This is a genomic window from Sinorhizobium sp. P24N7 (genome assembly GCF_042436655.1).
In the GTDB taxonomy this organism is placed as follows: Bacteria; Pseudomonadota; Alphaproteobacteria; order Rhizobiales; family Rhizobiaceae; genus Sinorhizobium; species Sinorhizobium meliloti_A.
Window position 1 is genome coordinate 297,269 of record NZ_JBHMIW010000002.1, and the last position, 18,964, is coordinate 316,232.

Below are 18,964 nucleotides of genomic sequence, written 5' to 3' on the forward strand. Positions count from 1 at the left end.
TTTTATGCACAGAACAGGATTGATCGCGGCCGCCGCCTGCATGGCCGGACTCGCCTTTGTGAGCATCGCTTACGCGCAAAACATGACGACGAATGAGGTGAAGGGAACGAACATTTCCCGCAAATGGCGGGACACGCCGGGCGTCGTCACCATTGGCCCTGATGGAAAGATCATATTCCTCTTCGGGGAAACCCAGCCCTCCGTCATCTGCTCACCGCTGCAGGTCTGCGATATCGAATTGCAAGGCGGCGAGATCGTTCGCGACGTCCTCGTGGGCGATACGGTTCGCTGGAAGGTGGAGCCTGCGACCTCGGGCGCCACCGGCGGACAGGCAATCCACCTGATCGTGAAACCCTCCGAATCCGGTCTTGTCACCTCGATGGTCGTCACGACCTCACGGCGAACCTACCATATCCAGCTCAAGTCTCATCCTAGCCAGTACATGGCTCGCATCGGTTTTGAATATCCCGAGGATGCCTCGACCAAGCTCGCTGACATCAACGCCCGTCTGGACATTGGCGGCATTCCCGGCACAGCGCCCGACAAGCTGAACTTCTCTTATTCGGTGAGCGGCAGTGCGCCATGGCGGCCGAAACGAGTCTATTCGGATGGCGTCAAGACCTACATCCAGTTCCCGAGGTCGATTTCCGGCCAGGATGCGCCAGTTCTTTTCGTCGTCTCCGGCGGGCAGAACCGCATCGTCAACTATCGGATGAAGAACGACATGATGATCGTCGACTACGCGATCGACAAGGCGATCCTCGTTTCCGGCGTCGGCTGGCGCCAGCAAAAAGTGACCATGCGGCGAGGAGGATGACCATGCGCACGCTGCTAATGGCCTTCATCGGTGCCACGCTTCTTTCCGGCTGCCAGACGGCCAGTGACGCACTGACGACCGACACCACGCCGCCCGTTGTTTCTGGACCAGCCGCGAGCGCCATCGCCGGGGACATAGCGAGCCGGCTTGCCGAGCAGATCGGCCCTGCCGGAACGGCAACGATCAAGATGGAGAATGACAATTCAGAGTTTGCGACCGCGCTCGAGGCTGCCCTGAAGGGTTGGGGCTACACGGTCATTACGGGCGGAAAGGCTGGAAAGGACGGCAAGCCGGTGGAGCTTGCCTATGCGATGGACGGCATCGACGGGCAGGTTCTCGCTCGCCTGACAACTCCTTCCATCGCAATCGGCCGCGCATATACGCTGACTGGGTCCGGTGCCACACCGGCAAGCCCGCTTTCGATCATGCAGCGCGATTAGGAAGAGGGACCATGGTGCAATCGCTCCAGCTCGGCGCGTCGCGTCCAGCCGAGGATCAGAACGGCATGCGCCGCCTCAATCGCCTGCCGATCATGCTCGCGATCGTCCTCATCGTACTGGTCTGCGGGATCGTCGTGATCGGCCTGTCATGGCGAGGGCTTTCATTCAACCGTGGCAACGATATCGACAGCGCTTCGAGCACGCCGGCGACGAACTTCGGTGACCAGCTCAAACGCGGCGTGACCGACGGCATCATCGGCGAGCCGGTTGATCGCGGGGCGTTTCAGCCGACGCCTGTCATCGAACAGAAGGTCGAGAAGGAAGAGCTCGTCGCCGAGCGCCGGCCAGTCGAGCACCAAGACCGTCGGCCGCGGATGGAGTCCGAGGAGGAATGGACGGCGCGTCTGAAACGAGAGCAGGATGAGCAATATATCCGTGAAGGGCAGCGCCAGCGAATGTCTCGGCTCCAGGCGCGCGCAACCGCGCTCAACTCGCCGCTGAAGGTGGATATCTCCGATGCTGAGAAGGCTCCAGCAAACACCAACGACACCGCTCGCCGGAACACAGACATAGCCACGAACAGCGCATCCGATCTTTACGCCGCTGCCATGAATTCAGGGTTGATCGGACAGAATGTCGATCCAAACGGCCAGACCCCGAAGGAGGACTTCTTCAACCAGGATATCAAGGACCTCGGTTATCTGCCGAACCAGGTCGTACCGCAAATATCGCCCTATGAGCTGAAGCGAGGCTCAGTCATTCCGGCAACCCTCGTCACCGGCCTCAATTCCGACCTGCCGGGGCGCATTGGCGCACAGGTCAGCCAAAACGTCTATGACAGCGCCACGGGCTATCGCCTGCTGATCCCGCAGGGCGCCAAGCTCTTCGGCCGCTACGATTCGAAGATCTCATTCGGCCAGAAGCGGGTTCTCGTCGTCTGGACTGATCTCATCTTTCCGAACGGATCGACACTGCAGATCGGCGGCATGACTGGCACCGACGCTGAAGGCTACGGCGGGCTCAAGGACAAGGTGGATCGCCACCTCTGGCGGACATTCGGTTCGGCTGCATTGATCGCCCTTATCGGGACCGGAATCGATGTGTCCATGCCGGAAAGCTCGACGCTTGCGACGCAGGATACGGCGTCGGACGCGGCAAGGCGGAGTTTCGCGGAGAGTTTCGGCCGTGTGGCAGAACAGACCATCTCGAAAAACCTGAACGTCCAGCCGACGATCCGCATTCGGCCAGGCTACAAATTCAACGTTCTCGTCGATCAAGATATCATTTTTCCCGCATCTTTTCCGTCGCGCTAAGCAGCTCCTGCGCATGCTCCCCCGGACGGCGTGTTGATTCAATCTGTAAGCCAACGACTCAGTCATGCCTTGGTATATTCTTTCATTGAAGAGTCTCCTTTTAGAACGAGGCGGCTTGAGTGCCCGTTAAACGAGAGAGTACACCGTGCAACGGCCGTGGCCATGCTTCACGAAGCATGGCCACGGCCGTTCACTTGCCAAAGGATGGGTGCGGTGTTTCGCAGTCATGAGCCGAGAAGCGGCCACTGGCTGGCCGACCAACCATGGGATGAGCATCAAGTTGCGAGAGCTGGAGGCTCGCAGCTGCCCAAGAAGACAGGAGAAAAACGTGAACGGAGATCTTGGCTCTATCATCGACATGGCAGAAGCCGCGCACGATGAACGTATTATCAAAAGCGGTCTGAAAAGATTCGCGACCTCTTTTGGTTTTGAGCGTTTCGCTTATCTGCAAACAGAAGGCGCTAAACTCCGCACATTCAACTCCTACCCCGAGAAATGGCAGGATATTTACCTCGGGAGCCAATATTTCCGAATTGACCCAGCCGTGACGGAGGCCAAGCGTCGCATGGAAACGATTTCCTGGACAGCCTGTGACTGGCCAGCGCGTGGAACCTCCGAGCTCAAGCGCTTTCGAGAGCAAGCGATCGCATACGGCATTCGCAGCGGTGTGACGATTCCCGTCAATGGGAGTTACGGTTCCGCGGTGATGCTGACGTTTGCATCCTCAGAGAAGCAGGCTGACATCTCAAGATTTCAGGACCGGCAAAAAGCAATAGAGGCCGTCATGGCGATCCACTACCGCCTTAAGATCATAGCCGCAGCGACGATTGTGGCCCCGAAACGCCTCCTCTCGCCAAGAGAGGCGATGTGCCTCATGTGGGCGGCAAAGGGCAAAAATGTCCCAGAAACCGCAGATGTGACGGGAATCAATCCAAGGACGGTGCAGCACTACCTCGACAACGCGCGCCGAAAGCTTGATGCAGCAACCGTTCCGCAACTTGTCGCGATCGCTAAAGATCACGGTTTGGTTTGACCGTCACTCATCGCACAAGGGGACATCAGGGATATAGCCAAGCGCGTCGATGATTTCCGAAAGCTCTTCCTGCTGAGCTTCGGATTTCTTCTGACGCTCCAAGTACTGGTCTTGCAGACTTTTGAGTACGGCAGTGGAGACTGACCCGTCGTCAGTCGCGCGCGTCCAGTCCTCATAGACAACTTCGTCGGCGGCGAGAAGCCGGCGGTGTTCGAGGATCGCAGAGACCGCCAACGCCTCCAGTTCTGACGTTTGCATCGAACTGTAGAGGGCTCCTTTCTCCTTTCTCTCGTCGTTCGCCTCGGATGGGACAATATCGTTCATCCGCTTCTCCTCTCGCCGGTGAACCCGGCTTCGCGCGCAATATATTGGCTCATTTCGCTGCGCTGCCGTTTGGACCACGAAGAAAAGCTCGAACCCAAACGGGACTTTCTTGCTCGGTCACCCACAGGTACTCTGTTACCACAACGTTTGTAGAAGATACTCCGTGGTCGAATACTCATCAAGTCGCTGTTCTCTCGAACATGGAGATTCGAGAGGTGTTTGCGCGAAACCTGCGAGCAGCCCGGCAGGCCAACGGCCTGTCACAGGAAGAGCTTGCCCATCGCGCGCATGTCGATCGCACATACATCAGCTCACTTGAGCGCAGGGTTTACAATCCCAGCATCGACGTCGTGGACCGGTTGGCGACAGTCTTGGGCATGGAAGCGTCAGAATTGCTGAAGCGGTGACCGGACGAACATGCCAAGTCGACCATCGAGCTTGACAGATAGAATAGCGAACAGGCTTAAAAGCCGCGATCTTCCGCACATGAATATACGCAAACCCGTGGGGAGAAATTTCGCTCGTTTTGTCGCAACAGAGACTTACTTAGAAGGACGTAGAAGCCCGTTCGGGGTTTTAGCCGACAGTATAGCACTGGCCTGGAGCGTCGGCGGCGTAAACCGACAATCCTTACCCTATGAGCTGGCGCAAGCTCTCGGCGTGAGTCTCACCGAACTTCACATTGGATCCGTGCTCACCGGTTTGGAAAATCCTCGATGCCCTTGCAATTACATGGTCCACAGAATGGACAGCGGTGCTGCATGTAATTTCTCTCCGAAAGGCGTTACACGGTCATGATCGTGCAAGACCAGTCCTCTGACAAAACGATTGCCAACGGCTTCTTGCAACTGTCGCAATCCCCTAAAATCCTCAGCCTTCACTGTCGCTGATGCCTTGACCTCAATGCCGACGATGCGACCGCGCCGGTCCTCGATTACGACATCGACCTCGTCCTTATCCTTCGTCCTATAGTGCGAGAATGACAGACGACGCTCCGACCACGACGCCAATTTCAAAAGCTCGGAAACGACAAAGCTCTCGAGCAATGCTCCAAAGCGAGTTCTGTTTTCGCGCAAGACATCGGCTTCTTCCTCCCGCAGGCTCGCCAGCAGTCCTGTATCGAGAAAGTGCAATTTGGGTGTCTTTATCAACCGGCTCAAGCGATTGTTCGACCACGGCGTCAGCGTCCTGACCAGAAAAAGCCGCTCGAGTATGGCGACATATTTCTGAGCGGTCACACTGGACAGCCCCAGTGCGGCACCGAAACTGCTGTGGTTCACCAGTTGGCCGGCATGTTCCGCAAGGACATCCAACAATCGTGGCAGCCGATCGAGCTGGTCGATGTTGGCGATGTCTCGAACGTCCCGATCGAGAATCAGCGCGACATAGTCCTCCAACCAGGCAACGCGGCGGGCAGGAGTCGCCCTGCGCAAGACTTCCGGATAGCCACCGCGCAGTACGGTCTCCAGGAGGTCGTCACCAAATACAGTCCCATCACCGGTCTCAGGTTCCTCGCCAGCGAATAGCCGATCCAGCAATTGACCTGGAGTGGAACGGAGTTCGGACTGGGCGAAGGGCAGCAGGGGAACCACGGCCATGCGTCCTGCAAGCGAATCGGCAATCGCAGGGACAGTCGCCAGATTGGCAGAACCAGTGAGCAGAAATCTGCCGGGAGCGTCCTCACGGTCGACGCTTTCCTTGATGGCCAATATCAGTTCGGGAGCGCGCTGAACCTCATCGATTACGGCTCTGTTAAGACCCCGGATAAATCCGACCGGATCCGTTTTGGCGGCATTCAGGGCGCCGGCGTCGTCAAGGGTGACATAAGCGCGATCGGCGCCTGAGAACTGGCGGGCGAGAGTGGTCTTTCCAGCTTGCCGCGGGCCCGCTATCAGGACAACACGAGTATCGGCAAGCGCCGTCTCGATTACTGGACGAGCTTTACGACCGATCAGTGGTTTACGAAGCACGGTGTCTACCATGCGTCTATCTTTAGCCTGATCTCCGTCCGTTTTAAAGCGGCCGACCGACCAATTTTAACTGATAGGCCGTCCGAATTTGCCTTTTCGAACGAGGATCGGCCGGCGCGGTTTGCTCCAGATCGTCATTTCAGGGAGTTCTTTACGAAGCCGGCGCCGGTAGAATCTTACATTTTCGAGTCGTGTTTTAGATCGACACTGGCTTGAATGCGCGTAGAACGTGTTTAGACCTCGGTTCGCGACCGCGGCATGAGTGCCGACGATTGATGCAGCTTCGGCCAGCCGCATGGCTGCGTCCTCGCGTGAACGCCGTGACAATCGCGGCGAAATTGGAGCCCCTTTGGTTTAACAGGAAGGAGAAAGTCAGTGGACGAAGACTTTCGCTCTCTCATCGACATGGCGGAAGCTGCGCACGATGAACGTATGATCAAGTACGCAGTCAAGAGCTTCGCGCAGGCATGCGGATTCGAGCGTTTTGCCTATCTGGAAACCGAAGGCGCCGAGGTCCGGACCTTCAATTCCTATCCGAAGGCGTGGCAGGGCGTTTATCTCACCAGTCACTACGCTCGCCTGGATCCGGTTGTTACGGAGGCCAAGCGCCGCATGGACATGTTTGCCTGGACCGCCGACGACTGGCCGGATTGCGGGTCTTCCGACCTCAGGCGATTTCGCGACCAGGCGGTCGAACACGGCATTTATAGCGGCGTAACGATTCCCGTCGAAGGAAGTTATGGCTCGACGATGATGCTGACCTTGGCGTCATCGGAGCGGAAGGCGGATATTTCAAAACTGCAGAGCGGCCGAAAGGCAATGCAGGCGGTCATGGCCATCCATTACCGCTTGAAGATCATAGGCGCTACGACGCTCGTCGCGCCGAGGCGGATGCTTTCACCAAGGGAGGCCATGTGCCTCATGTGGGCGATAAAGGGAAGGAGCGCGCCGGATACCGCGATGCTAACGGGCATCAATGCGAGGACGGTGCAGCACTATCTGGACAGCGCGCGTCGAAAGTTCGACGCCAAGACTGTTCCCCAGCTTGTCGCGATTGCCAAGGACCGCGGACTGATCTGAGCATCAGTCTTCATCCTCTGGGCAACAGCAGGGACATACCCCAGCGCCTCGACGATTTCAGCGAGCTCTTCCTGCTGGGTTCTGCCGGGGCGAAATGTTCGTCCCACCGGCTTTGAAGAACTGCGCTCAAGACGGAGGGATCGAGCGCTGGCGCGAAGTCATTCTTCATCGGCAAGACGCCAATGTTCGAGGATTGCGGAAACGTTATGGATCTCAAAGAGGTCATGGCGATCAACCTGCGTCGATACGTCATGCCAAACACCTCACGCAGGAAGAATTGGCAGACCTCTCGGGGTTGAGCGCGCTATCGGAGCGATTGAACCAGCCGCGCTCGTGACAAAATCCGGCTGGCTTGCGCGCGAGCCAAGCAGATCTGATTTCCAATCGGGGGACATTCCCGGCTGTAGCGCGGGCATCGTCATTTGCCTCCGATCCTCGACAGGTCGATCCGCATCTCAGCCGAACCAAATTTGCTGACGTCGGGCGTTTCGGCGGTGGGATCTCCTGGGTGGCTGTCGCTGCCGTCGTCCTTGCCCGAAGGCGACACATTTCCCGTCCTGATGTTCCCTCCCGGATCAGGAGCGTGAAACACCCCCACACCCTCGAACTCGCCGGTTTTCCATGCGTAGACAGCATCCTTAAAGATCTGCGGGAAGACGTCGTCGTTCGGCGGATTGCCATACCACTTGCCAACGATCCTGAGGATCTTGGCGAACATCGCCGTGCCTTTGCGCAGGTTCTCGCAAGGCTCGACCAAATCCGGCTTCAGGTCGGCCGGATCCCCGACGCCCACACCAGCCGGAAACTGCGTCAGACCGACACGGACGACAGCCTTTCCGGCATATTGCCGCACCGCACGATAGCTATCGCTTCATCGGCCGACTTGGCCCCCGGCACAAGGATCAGCCGGCCTCCCGATCGGACGGTCACGGCGAGTGGGTCGGCCTAGCCCCCCGCCGTGACGAACTGCTCTACGATCGCCGGCTTGAGAGAGGGGTCGGCACAATCTTTGATCAGGGTAGCATCGCGCATGGGGGACTCCTCGGTATCAACTGTTGAAAGAAAAAACGAGCGGCTTGCCGAACAGCTTCGCCCACGCCGCGGTGCTGGCGCGCTGGATGGCGACGATTGATGTTCCTTTGGTCCACCAGCCGTTGCCGACCGCGACGATCAAGTCGGGATCGCCGAGCATCGATTGCAGTACCGGCCAGATGATCAGTTGCTCGTAGCAGATCAGCAGCGCGGCGCGGCCGGGGGCGAGAGCCACCACCGGATTTGCAAAGAAATGCGCGTTTGCGCCGGCGCTGTCGCCGAAGAGCAGCCTCCAGGGCTGCCACATAGAGCCTGGAACCGGCATCCGTTCCCGGTAGACAATCTGACTGCCCTCAAAGGAAATCGCGACGATGACATTGTCGTATCCGTCCGCGTCGACGATTACGGCACCCGCGAGAACCGTTGCATCTTGTCCCGCCAGCGAACGGGTCCAGAGGCGCTCAATTGTCGGCGTCCAAAAGCCCAAAGCGCTCTCGGGAAGGACAATGTATCGAGCACCGTCCGAGGCTCGTTCGGTCACCGTTGCAATCAGATCACGGTGGCGCAGCATGCTGGTGTTCCGTCCGAGCGAAGCACCTAGTTCGAGATCGACGCCCCGCCATGCTTCCGGTAGCTTCGGCTCGGTCCAGAATGCGGCGGACCAGAGCCAAAAGCCTGTGAGGGCAATGGCGACAGCCGGCCATAGGCGGGAAACGAGGCCCGCGAGGCCGGCTGTCGCCACAGCCAGTCCCCAGCATCCCCATGCTGGAAACAGCACGCCGGCGGCCGTGACGGGATGCCCCCAGCCGGTAATGCCGAAAGGGGGAATTGCCATCAGGACGGCCGCCAGAACATAGCGAGCCGGGCGATGGCCGGTATCCTTCGTCCACAACAGTGCATGCACCGTAACAAAGCTGGCGGAGGCGGCCAACCACAGTAGCAGACCGGGCCAGAGATCGGACGCATAGAAGGCTGCCACGCCTTGCGGCAGGCCGCGCGACGCTGACAGGAAGTATGCGGCAGACACGAGCGTTGCCGTGTGCCTCGTTCGCGCCAGCGACCAGAGGACGGGAAACCCGAGCGCCACCGGCAGCAGCAGTATGTGGCCGCTCCATGCCACCGTGCCGGCGATGACCGATGCGATTATGAGCAAAGTCGGTCCGAGGCAATCACGGTGCATAGGTCAGTACCTCCTGCGCCAGGCCGAGAATGCCGGAAGCAGGCACTGGCCCGAAGTAGCGGGAGTCGAACGAGCCGGCGAAAGCCGAATGCAGGAAGACCTGTCCGCGCGGGACGACACCGCTTGGGAAGGGCGTCAGCCGCCGATCTTTTCCGTCTCGCTGGGCGAGGCCGGAAGAAGGAATTTTTCGCTCGTCTACGCTTATGCTGGCGCCGATTTCAACATGCTGTCCGGCAACAGCAAGCACCGTCTTGATGAGCGGCGCGACACCGCCCCGGCAAAGACCGGAGCGGAGATATCCCCGCGCTCTCGCCTCCCTCATGCTGGCTGTGTCCGGCGGGCAGATGAACACCAGGTCGCCGACATCAGCCGGACGGTCGAGCGGAACAATGCGCCAGAGACCGAGCGGCTCGCTCGGCGTCAGATTGATCCGATAGCCGCCCGGGAAGCCAGTCAGTGAGACCAGTGCGATGGAAGCGGCAGAAATCGATAGAGTGATGGCGGATTGCCTTCGCCGTACGAACGCCCGCGGTCCTGTTCGAGTTGCAGCCGTCATTTGAGCGAGAGCCCCTGGCTCTTCGTTTGCCGCAGCGTTTCCGCCTGCTTCAATGCCTCGGTTGTGCGCTGATGTGCGGAAAGTTGCTGGACCGTCCGCATCGAGTTCCAGGCAGATTGCACTTCCGCCTTCTGCCCCGCCGACATGCCTGATGTCACGAACTGGAACGCCTGACCGTTCGTGTCCTTGGCGGCAAGTGGCAGGAAGATGCGTTCGCCGAAACGCTCCGACACGGCTCTCGCAAACCCTTCGAGTTCCGCTTTCACCATTTTGTCCGAGAGCGCGTATTCGAGACCTGCCGGAAGATCGTTGCGATCGATGGCGTCACGGACGTGTTCGAGTGTCTGCTTTGCCGCCGACGACAGCGCTGGGATGTCGAGGGAGAGCTTCAGACGGACGGTGCGCTCCTCAGCTTCATATTTGCGTTCGGCCTCCGTCCGCTGACGCAGATAGCGCTCCAGGTTTCGGGAGAGCGCAGGCGCATTGGTGACGGCCGTTTCTCGGCTCTGCTTGTCGGCGCGGCTGGCAAGAATCCCGGTCTTGCCGTTCAGCGCGCCAAAACTTTCCGGCTCGGAAGCGATCCTGGCGATGGTGGATTTCGCCGCGGCTTCGTCCTTGAGTATCGCATCGACATTGACTGTCTTGAAAGCCGCTTGCGGCTCAGCATAAACGAGATGGAATCGCGCCGAGACCTCCTCCCATTGCTTCTTCAAGCCGGGGTCGGCGGCAAGCCGGTCTTCGACATCCTGCTCCAGGGAATTTGGGAACGTGGTAATGCCTGATACCATCGGTTTTGACTCCTTGATGGTGTGCGACTGAAAGGTCCTGACCGTGGCGGCAGACAAACCAAGCTTGCCGGCGATCATCGCCAGACGTGCGCCGAGTTCGATGAGCTTCGATTTCTGCCGGACGGTCCAGTCGAGCCGATCGCGTACGACCGTGCGCGCGACGTTGACGAGGTGAAGGCCACGGGCCTCGGCGAAGCGAAGCGCCTGCCGGTAAAAGCTGCCGTGCACATAATCGAGCGTCGTTTCCTTGGCATTCTTCCGCGACAGGATCGGAATGAGGCCCCCTGCCTTGGCGACGGATAGACGGCCGTAATAGAGACCAAGGTCGTCGCGGTGACGGGTCATGGCGACGTAGCTGAGATGGCGATCGAGCGACAAGGACGCCAGCACCTTCACCCGGTCGACGGTGGCACCCTGGCTTTTGTGGATCGTGGTGGCATAGCCGTGATCGACGTGACTGTAGAACCGTTGTTCGACCGTGACCTGGCGGCGGTGTTCGCCTTCTCCGACTTCTGCAACGATACGCCCGGGCGCTGCGTTCACGACCTTCGCCAACATGCCGTTCTTGACACCGAGCGAACCCTCATTCTTCAGGAATACGATTTGGTCGCCGGCGGCGAATTTCCGGTCACCGTCTTCGGTCCCGAAGGCAAAACCATCGGCGACGATGCCGCGCTCGACGAGCTTTGCGCGCGCCATTTCGTTGAGCATCCGCACGTCGCGACGCAGATGGGCGAGGATCAGCGAAGATTTGCTTGGATCGTAGTCGCGGTTCCAATCGGCGATCAGCGCCCGCACCGCATCGGCCTTCAGCTCCGATCCGTTGACGTGGCCCTGCGCATGATAGGCCTCGACCGCATTGCGGACATTCCCGCGTGCAAGATCAAGGGAAGCGTCGCGCATCCACTGCTGGCGTTGGCGATAGATGGTTTCGAGCTCGGCATAACCGATGCGATCGGCAATGCCGCGGAAGGCCGCACCCGCTTCGATCGGCTGCAACTGTTCCGGATCGCCGATCAGCACGAGTTTGGCGCCGGCGTTGACCGCCGCTTCGACGAATAGCGCCATCTGCCTTGACGAGACCATGCCGGCTTCATCGAGTACGAAGACGGTCCTGTCATCGAGCTGGTTCCGGCCCTCCTTCCAGCGAAGCTCCCAGGACGACAGCGTGCGGGACAGTATGCCGGCTTCCCTCTGCAGACCCTCAGCGGCTTTGCCGGCGAGGGCGCCACCCAAGACGCGGTATCCGGCGGCCTCCCATGTTTCGCGAGCCGCCTTCATCATCGTCGTCTTGCCGGCGCCGGCACGGCCAATCACTGCGGCAATGCGCTCGCCGCCGGTAACGTGCGCGATTGCACTCGTCTGCTCCTCCGAGAGGCGGGAATGGCACGCGAACGTCGCATCCAACACCGCGTCCCGAACATCGTGGGACGATCGTTGAGACAGCCATAACGCCCGATTAGCCATCCGCGCTTCGAGCCGGATAAGCTCCCGCGTCGTGTACTTGGCCGGCGCTCGGGTTCCGCTCGAAAATTCGATCCGCTCGCGCTCGAGACGGAGCGTTTCTGGGCTCTGCAGGATCCTTGCCATCAGGCTCTGGAACAGGCCGGCATCGCCGATATAGCGGTGCAGGATCTTGGCGACGTCGCGTTCGTCGAAGACGCTCTTCTCGCGGGTGATCAGGTCGAGCACGATCTCCGGGCGGCGCTGGATGCGGCGGGCGTTTTCGGCTCGACGCTCCTCCTGCAGCTCCAGCCGTTCCAGCGAAATGTCCCGGTCCTCTTCCGCTGACTTCCGTTCGATCGCCTTGGCGCCGACGCCGAGATGAATGGTCGGCGCGAGCTCGATACCCTGCCTTTCGAAGGAACGGCCGTCGACGCGGATGTCGAGACCGGCGAGCGCGAGATGCTTGTTCTGGCAGGCGAACCAGCCGTCGCGAAAGGCGTTGAAGTCATCGGCGCTGCCGGCCCAAAGCTCATAGACAATCTTGCCGGCATCGTTGCGGATCGGATTGCCGTCCGGCCCGACGACGGCAACCTTCTTGGCGCCGAATCCATCTTCAGTCAGCGGCCTGAGCGTCGTCATCAGATGCACATGTGGATTGTCGGGCGCGTCGTGGTAGACCCAGTCGGCAACCATGCCGTTCGAGGTGATGTGCCGCTCGACGAAATCCCGCATCAGCGCGATGCTCTGCTCGGTCGAGAGTTCGATCGGCAGAGCGATGGTGATGTCCTTGGCAAGCTGCGCGTCGGACCGTTTCTCGAAAACCTCGACTTTGTTCCAGAACGCTTCGGATGCGCCTGAGACCGAGTGATCGGCAATCATCGCCCGCAGCCATTGCGGCGCATCGGCCGGGATGACGAACTCCTCGTGAAGCAGGCCCTGCTTGGCGCGATAGTCGATCGTCCGCGCTTCCCGCTCGTAGTCCATCTTCGCGCAGTGCCGATAGGCCGCAGACAGCACGGCGCTGCGGCCGGAGCCGCGGGCAACGATGCTGACGGAAAAATGAGGGACGGCCACGGCGGAATTCTTTCCCGGTTGTGAGCGAAATCGGTTCGACCGCGACATCGGCCCCGCCAGGCGCTTTCAAGAAGAACGTCGCGCCAGCGACGTATAATTGCGCCCTTGGATGCCGCTCTCATCGAGCGGCCGGGATCATTCACCAAAGCATCGCCCTTGGCGATTGTAGGATTCACAGTAGTGCGTTCCGCACTCACCCTCCGGAAGATTGGATCCGAAAGACAAGCTTTCGCACCCAAAGGAGACGGTCGGAATGAAGAAACCCTCCTCGAAGATCCGCGACGAAATCGCCAAGCTCCAGGAGCAGCTCAAGCTGGCCGAGACCCGCGAGGCCGAGCGCATCGGCCGGATCGCACTGAAGGCCGGACTTGGCGAGATCGAAGTCGAGGAGACGAAGCTCCAGGGGGCGTTCGAGGATCTGGCGAAGCGGTTTCGCGGAGGCGAGGCCCCATCGACCGGAGGAAAAAGGGGAGGCGGCGACGGCGAGAGCAATCCGCCCGCCACGCAGGACGCGTCTGGCGCGGCTCAGGGCGGGACTCGCGAGGCTTGAGCGGATGCGAAGAACCACGACATCCGACGCCCGCAAGAAGGACACGCGGGAGAAAATTGAGCTCGGCGGTCTGATCGTCAAGGCGGGGCTGCGCTATGAGAAGCGGGCGCTGCTACTCGGGCTCCTCATCGATGCAAACCGACGGCTGAAGGGAGACGAGCACGAGCGCTCGCGGCTCAGCGCGATCGGTGCAGAGGCTTTTGGTGAGACCGATGACTAGGATCGTGCTGTTCCTCGCGCCCTGCGCTCTGATGCTTCTTGTCATCATCGGTATGACGGGGACCGAAAACTGGCTGCCCGTTTTCGGAAAATCGGAGGCCGCGCAGCAGACACTCGGCCGCGCCGGCATCGCTCTGCCCTATCTCGTCGCGGCACTGCTCGGCATCGTCTTCATGTTCGCCAGCGCCGGCTCGGCGAGGATCAGAACGGCAGGATGGGGCGTCCTCGCCGGAGCGACAGCGACGATCCTGATCGCTGCAATGCGCGAATTCGTCAGGTTGTCCGCATTCGCTGGACAGGTTCCGGGGGGAAAGTCCATCTTCTCCTATGTCGATCCGGCGACGACGATCGGCGTCTGCGCGGCGCTGATGTCGGCGCTCTTCGGCTTGCGGGTGGTGATCGCCGGCAACGCGGCCTTCGCCAAAGCCGAACCGAAGCGTATCTATGGAAAGCGGGCACTGTACGGCGAGGCTGAGTGGATGAAACTACCGGAAGCGGAAAAGCTGTTTCCGGAGCGTGGCGGCATCGTGATCGGCGAGCGCTACTGCGTCGACAAGGATAGCGTGGCGGCACAGTCGTTTCGCGCCGACAGCGCCGAGACGTGGGGCGCCGGCGGCAAGGCGCCGCTTCTATGTTTCGACGGCTCGTTCGGCCCGTCGCACGGCATCGTCTTCGCAGGCTCCGGCGGCTTCAAGACGACGTCTGTCACGATCCCGACCGCGCTCAAATGGGGCGGCGCCCTTGTCGTCCTCGATCCTTCGAACGAGGTCGCGCCTATGGTCTCAAAACACCGAGGCGGTGCCAACCGCGACGTCTTCGTCCTCGACCCGAAGAACTCGGAAATCGGCTTCAACGCGCTCGACTGGATCGGGCGTTTCGGCGGAACCAAGGAGGAGGATATTGCTTCGGTTGCCTCGTGGATCATGAGCGACAGCGGCGGCGCGCGTGGCGTGCGCGACGACTTCTTCCGCGCCTCGGCTCTGCAGTTGCTGACGGCACTCATCGCCGACGTTTGCCTCTCCGGTCACACCAGGGAGCCCGAGCAGACGCTGCGCCAGGTGCGCAAGAACCTCTCCGAGCCGGAACCCAAGCTGCGCGAACGCCTCCAGTCGATCTACCACAATTCGAACTCGGACTTCGTGAAGGAAAACGTTGCGGCCTTCGTGAACATGACCCCCGAAACCTTCTCGGGCGTCTACGCCAATGCGGTGAAGGAAACGCACTGGCTTTCCTACCTGAACTACGCGGCGCTGGTTTCTGGAACGACGTTCACGACAAGCGATATTGCTGAAGGAAACACAGACGTCTTCATCAACATCGATCTCAAGACATTGGAGACCCATGCCGGCCTGGCACGCGTCATCATCGGCTCGTTCCTGAACGCAATCTACAACCGCAATGGCGAGATGGAGGGCAGGGCGCTCTTCCTCCTCGATGAGGTGGCGCGCCTCGGTTACATGCGGATCCTCGAGACCGCCCGAGATGCCGGCCGCAAGTACGGGATCATGCTCACCATGATCTATCAGTCGATCGGGCAGATGCGCGAGACCTATGGCGGGCGGGACGCAGCCAGCAAGTGGTTCGAGAGCGCGAGCTGGATTTCCTTCGCCGCGATCAACGATCCGGAAACGGCCGATTATATTTCCCGACGCTGCGGCATGACCACGGTCGAGATCGATCAGGTCAGCCGCAGTTTCCAGTCCAAGGGTTCTTCGCGCACACGCTCGAAGCAGTTGGCCGCGCGACCATTGATCCAGCCACATGAAGTTCTTCGTATGCGGGCTGACGAGCAGATCGTGTTCACCGCCGGAAATGCACCGCTCAGATGCGGGCGCGCGATCTGGTTTCGGCGTGAGGACATGAAGGCGTGCGTAAAGCTGAATGTGTTATTCCGGGCCAGCGCCGAGAAGCGGTGAAGTCTTACGTCGCGTCCGCGGGAGCTTCCTGCAGCAGCCCGTCATAGACTTCGAGCAGCGCATTTGTGATCGCCTGGCCCAAAGCGTTGCCGGCAGCACGGACATCATCCTCCGTGCCGTCACGTGCCGCCTTGGCAAGGTCGAAGCCTTGCTCGCCGACAATCTGCTTGGCAACTTCAATCGCCCAGAGCCCAAAGTCGCCACGGCTTCCGATTTGGACCGTCTCTTCCATCATGACCTTCGAATGTCTTTCATGCGCCATTACATCCTTGCAGAGATAAATGCCAGTGCATAAGCGTTGCCGCAGGGGCTGAATACAGCCTCGTGCCGCTGTTTCAAGGAGCTCCAAAAAGCGTGTGGGGTGGCGCCAGCTGCCGGAAAGATCCGTCGCCGGTCAGCAAGCTGTGGAAAATGAATATGATTGTCTGGATCGCGCACCCGCCGAGCCGTGACAATGGAGCGATCCGGTGGAAATGTTTCCGCGGACATAATGAGGGTTCTATCATGACCACCACCAATGAAATCGCCGACAAGATCGCAACCGACTACGGTCTGACGAAGGCGCAGAGCAAGACCATAGTCGAGGCTGTTTTCGCGGCTGTTGCTGCTGCAGCAACGTCGGGCGCCGAGACTTCAATCCCCCAGTTTGGGAAGTTCAAGGTCAAGGAAACGCCGGAGCGCGATGCGCGTAATCCCGCAACCGGCGCGACGATCAAGGTGGCTGCCGCGAAGAAGTTGACCTTTCAGCCGGCAAAGGCGCTCAAGGACGCGATGAACAAGTAATCCGCGTCTGTGAGAGAAAAGGCACGGCTCTACCAATAAACCGGGTCGTCTCCGGAGCGCGAGGAGGCGGCCGACATCGGTCGGGAATCGTTACCGACTAGAGTATCTGGTAAAGGTCTCACCTCAGGCCTGGCGAACGTCTCTGAGGCCGACGAGGAAGCTCGTGAGCGACCTGGGGTCAGTTGTTGATCACTGATCCGACCGCCGCTATCGAAAGAGCATACAATGGCTTTGACATTTGCAGGCGTTGTTCTCGACCTGGACGGGCTGCTTTTGGACACCGAGCGCCTGCAGGCGCAAACAGGTCCCGAGGTCCTGCGAGAATTCGGCTACGCTGTTGAGCAGGGTTTCTTTCATCGGCTTGTCGGGCTTGACCATGATGAAGCCACCCGCCTTATCAACCATGAACTCGGTGCGTATCTCGACAGTGTTGCGTTGGAGGAGGCGTGGAACGGGATCATCGATCGCCACATGCAGGACGAGATGCCGCTTCGACCAGGCGTTCACAGGTTCTTCGATGCCCTCGACGCCCATGGCCTTCCTCGCTCGATTGCGACGAACAGTGTGACGGCGAAAGCGGAGTGGAAGCTCAGGCGAGCGGGTCTCTTCGATCGGGTCAATGCTGTGGTTGGGGTCGATCAGGTCAGCCGAGGAAAGCCGGCGCCCCATGTATATATCGAGGGCGCCCACCGGCTGGGCCTTTCCCCCGAGCTTTGTGTCGCGCTTGATGACAGTGATCTTGGCGTACGCTCAGCGATCGCCGCGGGAATATCGACGGTCATCCAGGTGCCTGACATGACGCCGAGCCGGGAACGGCTCGCTCACCATCAGGTCGACTCTCTTGATGACGCGCTGTGTCTCCTGGGACTGGGCGATAAACCAGGAGATTCAGCAACGGGACGTCATGGGAAGTGACTTCACGACCGGCCAGACGATCCGCATAGATGGCGGCCAGAACTTGATCTAGGCCCAACTGTTCAGGCGCCAACTCATCACCGTTGTGAATCGATCACTGACGACCGATTCATAAGTGTCGTTGGACGCCGGCGGGAAAATCTCCGATTCTGTCGGTATGATCGCGCAGCCCTATCAGCTCTACGTCGAACGAACGGACACCTCGAAGAACATGGCCCGTTATTATGCCATGTCGATTGAGCCGACTTTGTTCGGCGATGCCTGTTTGACGCGGCGGTGGGGGCGCATCGGTGCCTCGGGTCAGCAAATGATCCATCATTTCGACCGGGAAGAAGATGCGGTGCAGCTGTTTCTCCATCTACTCAGGCAGAAACGAAAACGCGGCTATCGTCCGCGAGCTTCCGTGCCGAAATAATTAATGGCCCGCCGAAGCGGGCCGCGAAAGCGCATCATCGGCGCCGCCTCCAGTCGGTCTCGAAGGACACTTCGATCTCGACAAACAGCGGGATCTTGATGGGCACGTCTAGGCCGAGCTTTCCCCTGCGGAACAAGTGGCTGATCACCTTGCCGAGGACGTGAAGCCGGCGCCCGGTGGCAGCGAGGAATTGAGCGAGCTGTTGCGTGATGGATCTCCTTTCGAAATGCGGTCATCGAGGGATTGGCTGCACACCGGAGGAGGGATGCACCCGAAAGGCCGAGATGACGTGAAGGACCTGGCGCTGCCTGAATTCTGGCTCCGCGAGGAGCCGCAACGCGGCGGGGAAAATTCTGGCGGTGGCAGGTTGCGTCGTGACGAAAGGGCTGAAACATCCCCGATGCAGATGACAGCAGCGTCAAAAGGAGAGGCGCAACCGATCGCTATCACTGCGACCGCGGCTACTCGACTTGGCATTGTAATCGGATACGTCAATGCTCGGCGCCATCGACCCCAGGTGTATGGGCGAGTGTGTTGGCCCGAGAGTGCGTGTGTAATCCGCGACCGAGACCGCACCGCGAGGACCCCGATCAGGATCCCGCCCATCGAGCGCCGACGGCGCGCGCCGCATGTACGACAATCCCGGTTTCCCGCGTAATATCCTTGATGATCGGTGCCAATGAGCCGAGCTCTTCCTCGGTAAGCGTGACCAGCTCCGGGTAGTCGAGGTCGGTACCGCTATAGTCTGCCGTCAGAGCGTTTATCCAGCTGCCGCCATTGATGCGGTACTCATGGGTGTGGAAATCGATCTCGAGATCGTCCATGAGATTGATGGCAAAACGCCCGAAAATCTCGGTTTCGCCTTCCAACTGATATTTGGCGAACTCGTCCTCTCCGGTGAGAACGTTCCGCTCCAATGCCATGATAGTCCGGACGCGAGCAGTTGCCGCCTGAAGCCCTTCGATCAGTCGGTCATGGAGCTCTCGCGAGACGTCGGTATCGCAGCCGAAGCGGTTTGCGAGAACGAGGAGCCGGAAACCGGAAAGCCTGGCGAGGATGGTAAGGTCCTGATCCGTTGTCATATGTGATCTCCTTCATCTTGATGACCGAGAT

Annotated in this window: 19 protein-coding genes and 1 pseudogene; 12 read left to right on the forward strand and 8 right to left on the reverse strand. The window is 59.9% G+C overall.

The genetic code is table 11. The annotated features are described in order from the left end of the window. Positions 1-4: 4 nt before the first annotated feature. From trbG to ACFHWW_RS04130, 4 genes are all read left to right on the forward strand, one after another. Positions 5-817: a P-type conjugative transfer protein TrbG gene (gene trbG, locus ACFHWW_RS04115; RefSeq protein WP_283067711.1), complete on the forward strand. Its 813-nt coding sequence runs from the start codon at positions 5-7 to the stop codon at positions 815-817. 2 nt (positions 818-819) lie between these two features. Next, the gene (gene trbH, locus ACFHWW_RS04120; RefSeq protein ID WP_283067710.1) at positions 820-1,257 is read left to right on the forward strand and encodes a conjugal transfer protein TrbH; all 438 of its coding nucleotides are present in this window, start codon (positions 820-822) and stop codon (positions 1,255-1,257) included. A gap of 11 nt (positions 1,258-1,268) precedes the next feature. Further along, a complete protein-coding gene (gene trbI, locus ACFHWW_RS04125; RefSeq protein WP_283067708.1) occupies positions 1,269-2,570 on the forward strand; it encodes an IncP-type conjugal transfer protein TrbI in 1,302 nt (433 codons plus the stop codon). Between the two features lie 328 nt (positions 2,571-2,898). Next, positions 2,899-3,603 carry an autoinducer binding domain-containing protein gene (locus ACFHWW_RS04130; RefSeq protein WP_283067706.1) on the forward strand — a complete coding sequence of 235 codons (705 nt, stop codon included), beginning with the start codon at positions 2,899-2,901 and terminating at the stop codon, positions 3,601-3,603. Positions 3,604-3,606: 3 nt separating this feature from the next. On the opposite strand, the gene ACFHWW_RS04135 is transcribed toward ACFHWW_RS04130, so the two are convergent. Beyond that, positions 3,607-3,927: a transcriptional repressor TraM gene (locus ACFHWW_RS04135; RefSeq protein ID WP_283067704.1), complete on the reverse strand. Its 321-nt coding sequence runs from the start codon at positions 3,925-3,927 to the stop codon at positions 3,607-3,609. A 200-nt stretch (positions 3,928-4,127) separates the two neighbouring features. Between ACFHWW_RS04135 and ACFHWW_RS04140 the strand changes: the two genes are divergently transcribed. Beyond that, entirely contained in the window at positions 4,128-4,334 is a 207-nt protein-coding gene (locus tag ACFHWW_RS04140) for a helix-turn-helix domain-containing protein (RefSeq protein ID WP_283067703.1), read from the forward strand. Positions 4,335-4,655: 321 nt separating this feature from the next. Here ACFHWW_RS04140 and ACFHWW_RS04145 read toward each other — a convergent pair whose 3' ends face one another. After that, positions 4,656-5,909 (reverse strand): ATP-binding protein, encoded by a 1,254-nt coding sequence (locus tag ACFHWW_RS04145; RefSeq protein ID WP_283067702.1) that lies wholly within the window; start codon positions 5,907-5,909, stop codon positions 4,656-4,658. Positions 5,910-6,272: 363 nt separating this feature from the next. On the opposite strand from ACFHWW_RS04145, the gene ACFHWW_RS04150 reads away from it, so the two are divergent. Further along, positions 6,273-6,977 carry an autoinducer binding domain-containing protein gene (locus tag ACFHWW_RS04150; protein ID WP_283067701.1) on the forward strand — a complete coding sequence of 235 codons (705 nt, stop codon included), beginning with the start codon at positions 6,273-6,275 and terminating at the stop codon, positions 6,975-6,977. A 418-nt stretch (positions 6,978-7,395) separates the two neighbouring features. Here the strand turns inward: ACFHWW_RS04150 and ACFHWW_RS04155 are convergent. The 4 genes and pseudogenes from ACFHWW_RS04155 to traA form a co-directional block, all read right to left on the reverse strand. After that, positions 7,396-8,009: pseudogene (locus ACFHWW_RS04155) on the reverse strand (TraH family protein). 16 nt (positions 8,010-8,025) lie between these two features. Continuing rightward, positions 8,026-9,189 carry a conjugal transfer protein TraB gene (locus ACFHWW_RS04160; protein ID WP_283067700.1) on the reverse strand — a complete coding sequence of 388 codons (1,164 nt, stop codon included), beginning with the start codon at positions 9,187-9,189 and terminating at the stop codon, positions 8,026-8,028. Continuing rightward, entirely contained in the window at positions 9,179-9,745 is a 567-nt protein-coding gene (gene traF / locus ACFHWW_RS04165; protein ID WP_283067699.1) for a conjugative transfer signal peptidase TraF, read from the reverse strand. Before traF ends, ACFHWW_RS04160 begins: the two co-directional genes overlap by 11 nt. Continuing rightward, a complete protein-coding gene (traA, locus tag ACFHWW_RS04170) occupies positions 9,742-13,053 on the reverse strand; it encodes a Ti-type conjugative transfer relaxase TraA (protein ID WP_283067698.1) in 3,312 nt (1,103 codons plus the stop codon). Before traA ends, traF begins: the two co-directional genes overlap by 4 nt. A gap of 253 nt (positions 13,054-13,306) precedes the next feature. Here traA and traC point away from each other — a divergent pair, with 253 nt between their 5' ends. Genes traC through traG form a run of 3 tightly spaced genes read left to right on the forward strand, consistent with a single transcriptional unit; the run spans position 13,307 to position 15,738 of the window. Further along, entirely contained in the window at positions 13,307-13,603 is a 297-nt protein-coding gene (traC, locus tag ACFHWW_RS04175; RefSeq protein ID WP_283067696.1) for a conjugal transfer protein TraC, read from the forward strand. 4 nt (positions 13,604-13,607) lie between these two features. Continuing rightward, positions 13,608-13,823 (forward strand): type IV conjugative transfer system coupling protein TraD, encoded by a 216-nt coding sequence (gene traD / locus ACFHWW_RS04180; protein WP_283067695.1) that lies wholly within the window; start codon positions 13,608-13,610, stop codon positions 13,821-13,823. Next, entirely contained in the window at positions 13,816-15,738 is a 1,923-nt protein-coding gene (gene traG / locus ACFHWW_RS04185; protein WP_283067694.1) for a Ti-type conjugative transfer system protein TraG, read from the forward strand. Before traD ends, traG begins: the two co-directional genes overlap by 8 nt. Positions 15,739-15,742: 4 nt before the next feature. On the opposite strand, the gene ACFHWW_RS04190 is transcribed toward traG, so the two are convergent. Continuing rightward, positions 15,743-15,970 (reverse strand): hypothetical protein, encoded by a 228-nt coding sequence (locus ACFHWW_RS04190; RefSeq protein WP_283068065.1) that lies wholly within the window; start codon positions 15,968-15,970, stop codon positions 15,743-15,745. Between the two features lie 272 nt (positions 15,971-16,242). Here ACFHWW_RS04190 and ACFHWW_RS04195 point away from each other — a divergent pair, with 272 nt between their 5' ends. The 3 genes from ACFHWW_RS04195 (at position 16,243) to ACFHWW_RS04205 (ending at position 17,851) form a co-directional block, all read left to right on the forward strand. Beyond that, on the forward strand, positions 16,243-16,521 hold the full coding sequence (locus ACFHWW_RS04195; RefSeq protein ID WP_283068064.1) for an HU family DNA-binding protein: 279 nt from the start codon (positions 16,243-16,245) through the stop codon (positions 16,519-16,521). A gap of 225 nt (positions 16,522-16,746) precedes the next feature. Further along, positions 16,747-17,436: an HAD family hydrolase gene (locus ACFHWW_RS04200; RefSeq protein ID WP_379937358.1), complete on the forward strand. Its 690-nt coding sequence runs from the start codon at positions 16,747-16,749 to the stop codon at positions 17,434-17,436. 121 nt (positions 17,437-17,557) lie between these two features. Then, positions 17,558-17,851 (forward strand): WGR domain-containing protein, encoded by a 294-nt coding sequence (locus ACFHWW_RS04205; RefSeq protein WP_283068063.1) that lies wholly within the window; start codon positions 17,558-17,560, stop codon positions 17,849-17,851. A gap of 590 nt (positions 17,852-18,441) precedes the next feature. Here the strand turns inward: ACFHWW_RS04205 and ACFHWW_RS04210 are convergent. Continuing rightward, on the reverse strand, positions 18,442-18,933 hold the full coding sequence (locus ACFHWW_RS04210) for a hypothetical protein (RefSeq protein ID WP_283067691.1): 492 nt from the start codon (positions 18,931-18,933) through the stop codon (positions 18,442-18,444). Between the last annotated feature and the right edge of the window lie 31 nt (positions 18,934-18,964).

Coding starts and splice junctions, on each gene's coding strand:
- trbG (WP_283067711.1), top strand. CDS start 5: ATGCACAGAACAGGATTGATCGCGGCCGCCGCCTGCATGGCCGGACTC.
- trbH (WP_283067710.1), top strand. CDS start 820: ATGCGCACGCTGCTAATGGCCTTCATCGGTGCCACGCTTCTTTCCGGC.
- trbI (WP_283067708.1), top strand. CDS start 1,269: ATGGTGCAATCGCTCCAGCTCGGCGCGTCGCGTCCAGCCGAGGATCAG.
- ACFHWW_RS04135 (WP_283067704.1), bottom strand. CDS start 3,927: ATGAACGATATTGTCCCATCCGAGGCGAACGACGAGAGAAAGGAGAAA.
- ACFHWW_RS04140 (WP_283067703.1), top strand. CDS start 4,128: ATGGAGATTCGAGAGGTGTTTGCGCGAAACCTGCGAGCAGCCCGGCAG.
- ACFHWW_RS04145 (WP_283067702.1), bottom strand. CDS start 5,909: ATGGTAGACACCGTGCTTCGTAAACCACTGATCGGTCGTAAAGCTCGT.
- ACFHWW_RS04160 (WP_283067700.1), bottom strand. CDS start 9,189: ATGCACCGTGATTGCCTCGGACCGACTTTGCTCATAATCGCATCGGTC.
- traF (WP_283067699.1), bottom strand. CDS start 9,745: ATGACGGCTGCAACTCGAACAGGACCGCGGGCGTTCGTACGGCGAAGG.
- traC (WP_283067696.1), top strand. CDS start 13,307: ATGAAGAAACCCTCCTCGAAGATCCGCGACGAAATCGCCAAGCTCCAG.
- traD (WP_283067695.1), top strand. CDS start 13,608: ATGCGAAGAACCACGACATCCGACGCCCGCAAGAAGGACACGCGGGAG.
- traG (WP_283067694.1), top strand. CDS start 13,816: ATGACTAGGATCGTGCTGTTCCTCGCGCCCTGCGCTCTGATGCTTCTT.
- ACFHWW_RS04190 (WP_283068065.1), bottom strand. CDS start 15,970: ATGGAAGAGACGGTCCAAATCGGAAGCCGTGGCGACTTTGGGCTCTGG.
- ACFHWW_RS04195 (WP_283068064.1), top strand. CDS start 16,243: ATGACCACCACCAATGAAATCGCCGACAAGATCGCAACCGACTACGGT.
- ACFHWW_RS04200 (WP_379937358.1), top strand. CDS start 16,747: ATGGCTTTGACATTTGCAGGCGTTGTTCTCGACCTGGACGGGCTGCTT.
- ACFHWW_RS04210 (WP_283067691.1), bottom strand. CDS start 18,933: ATGACAACGGATCAGGACCTTACCATCCTCGCCAGGCTTTCCGGTTTC.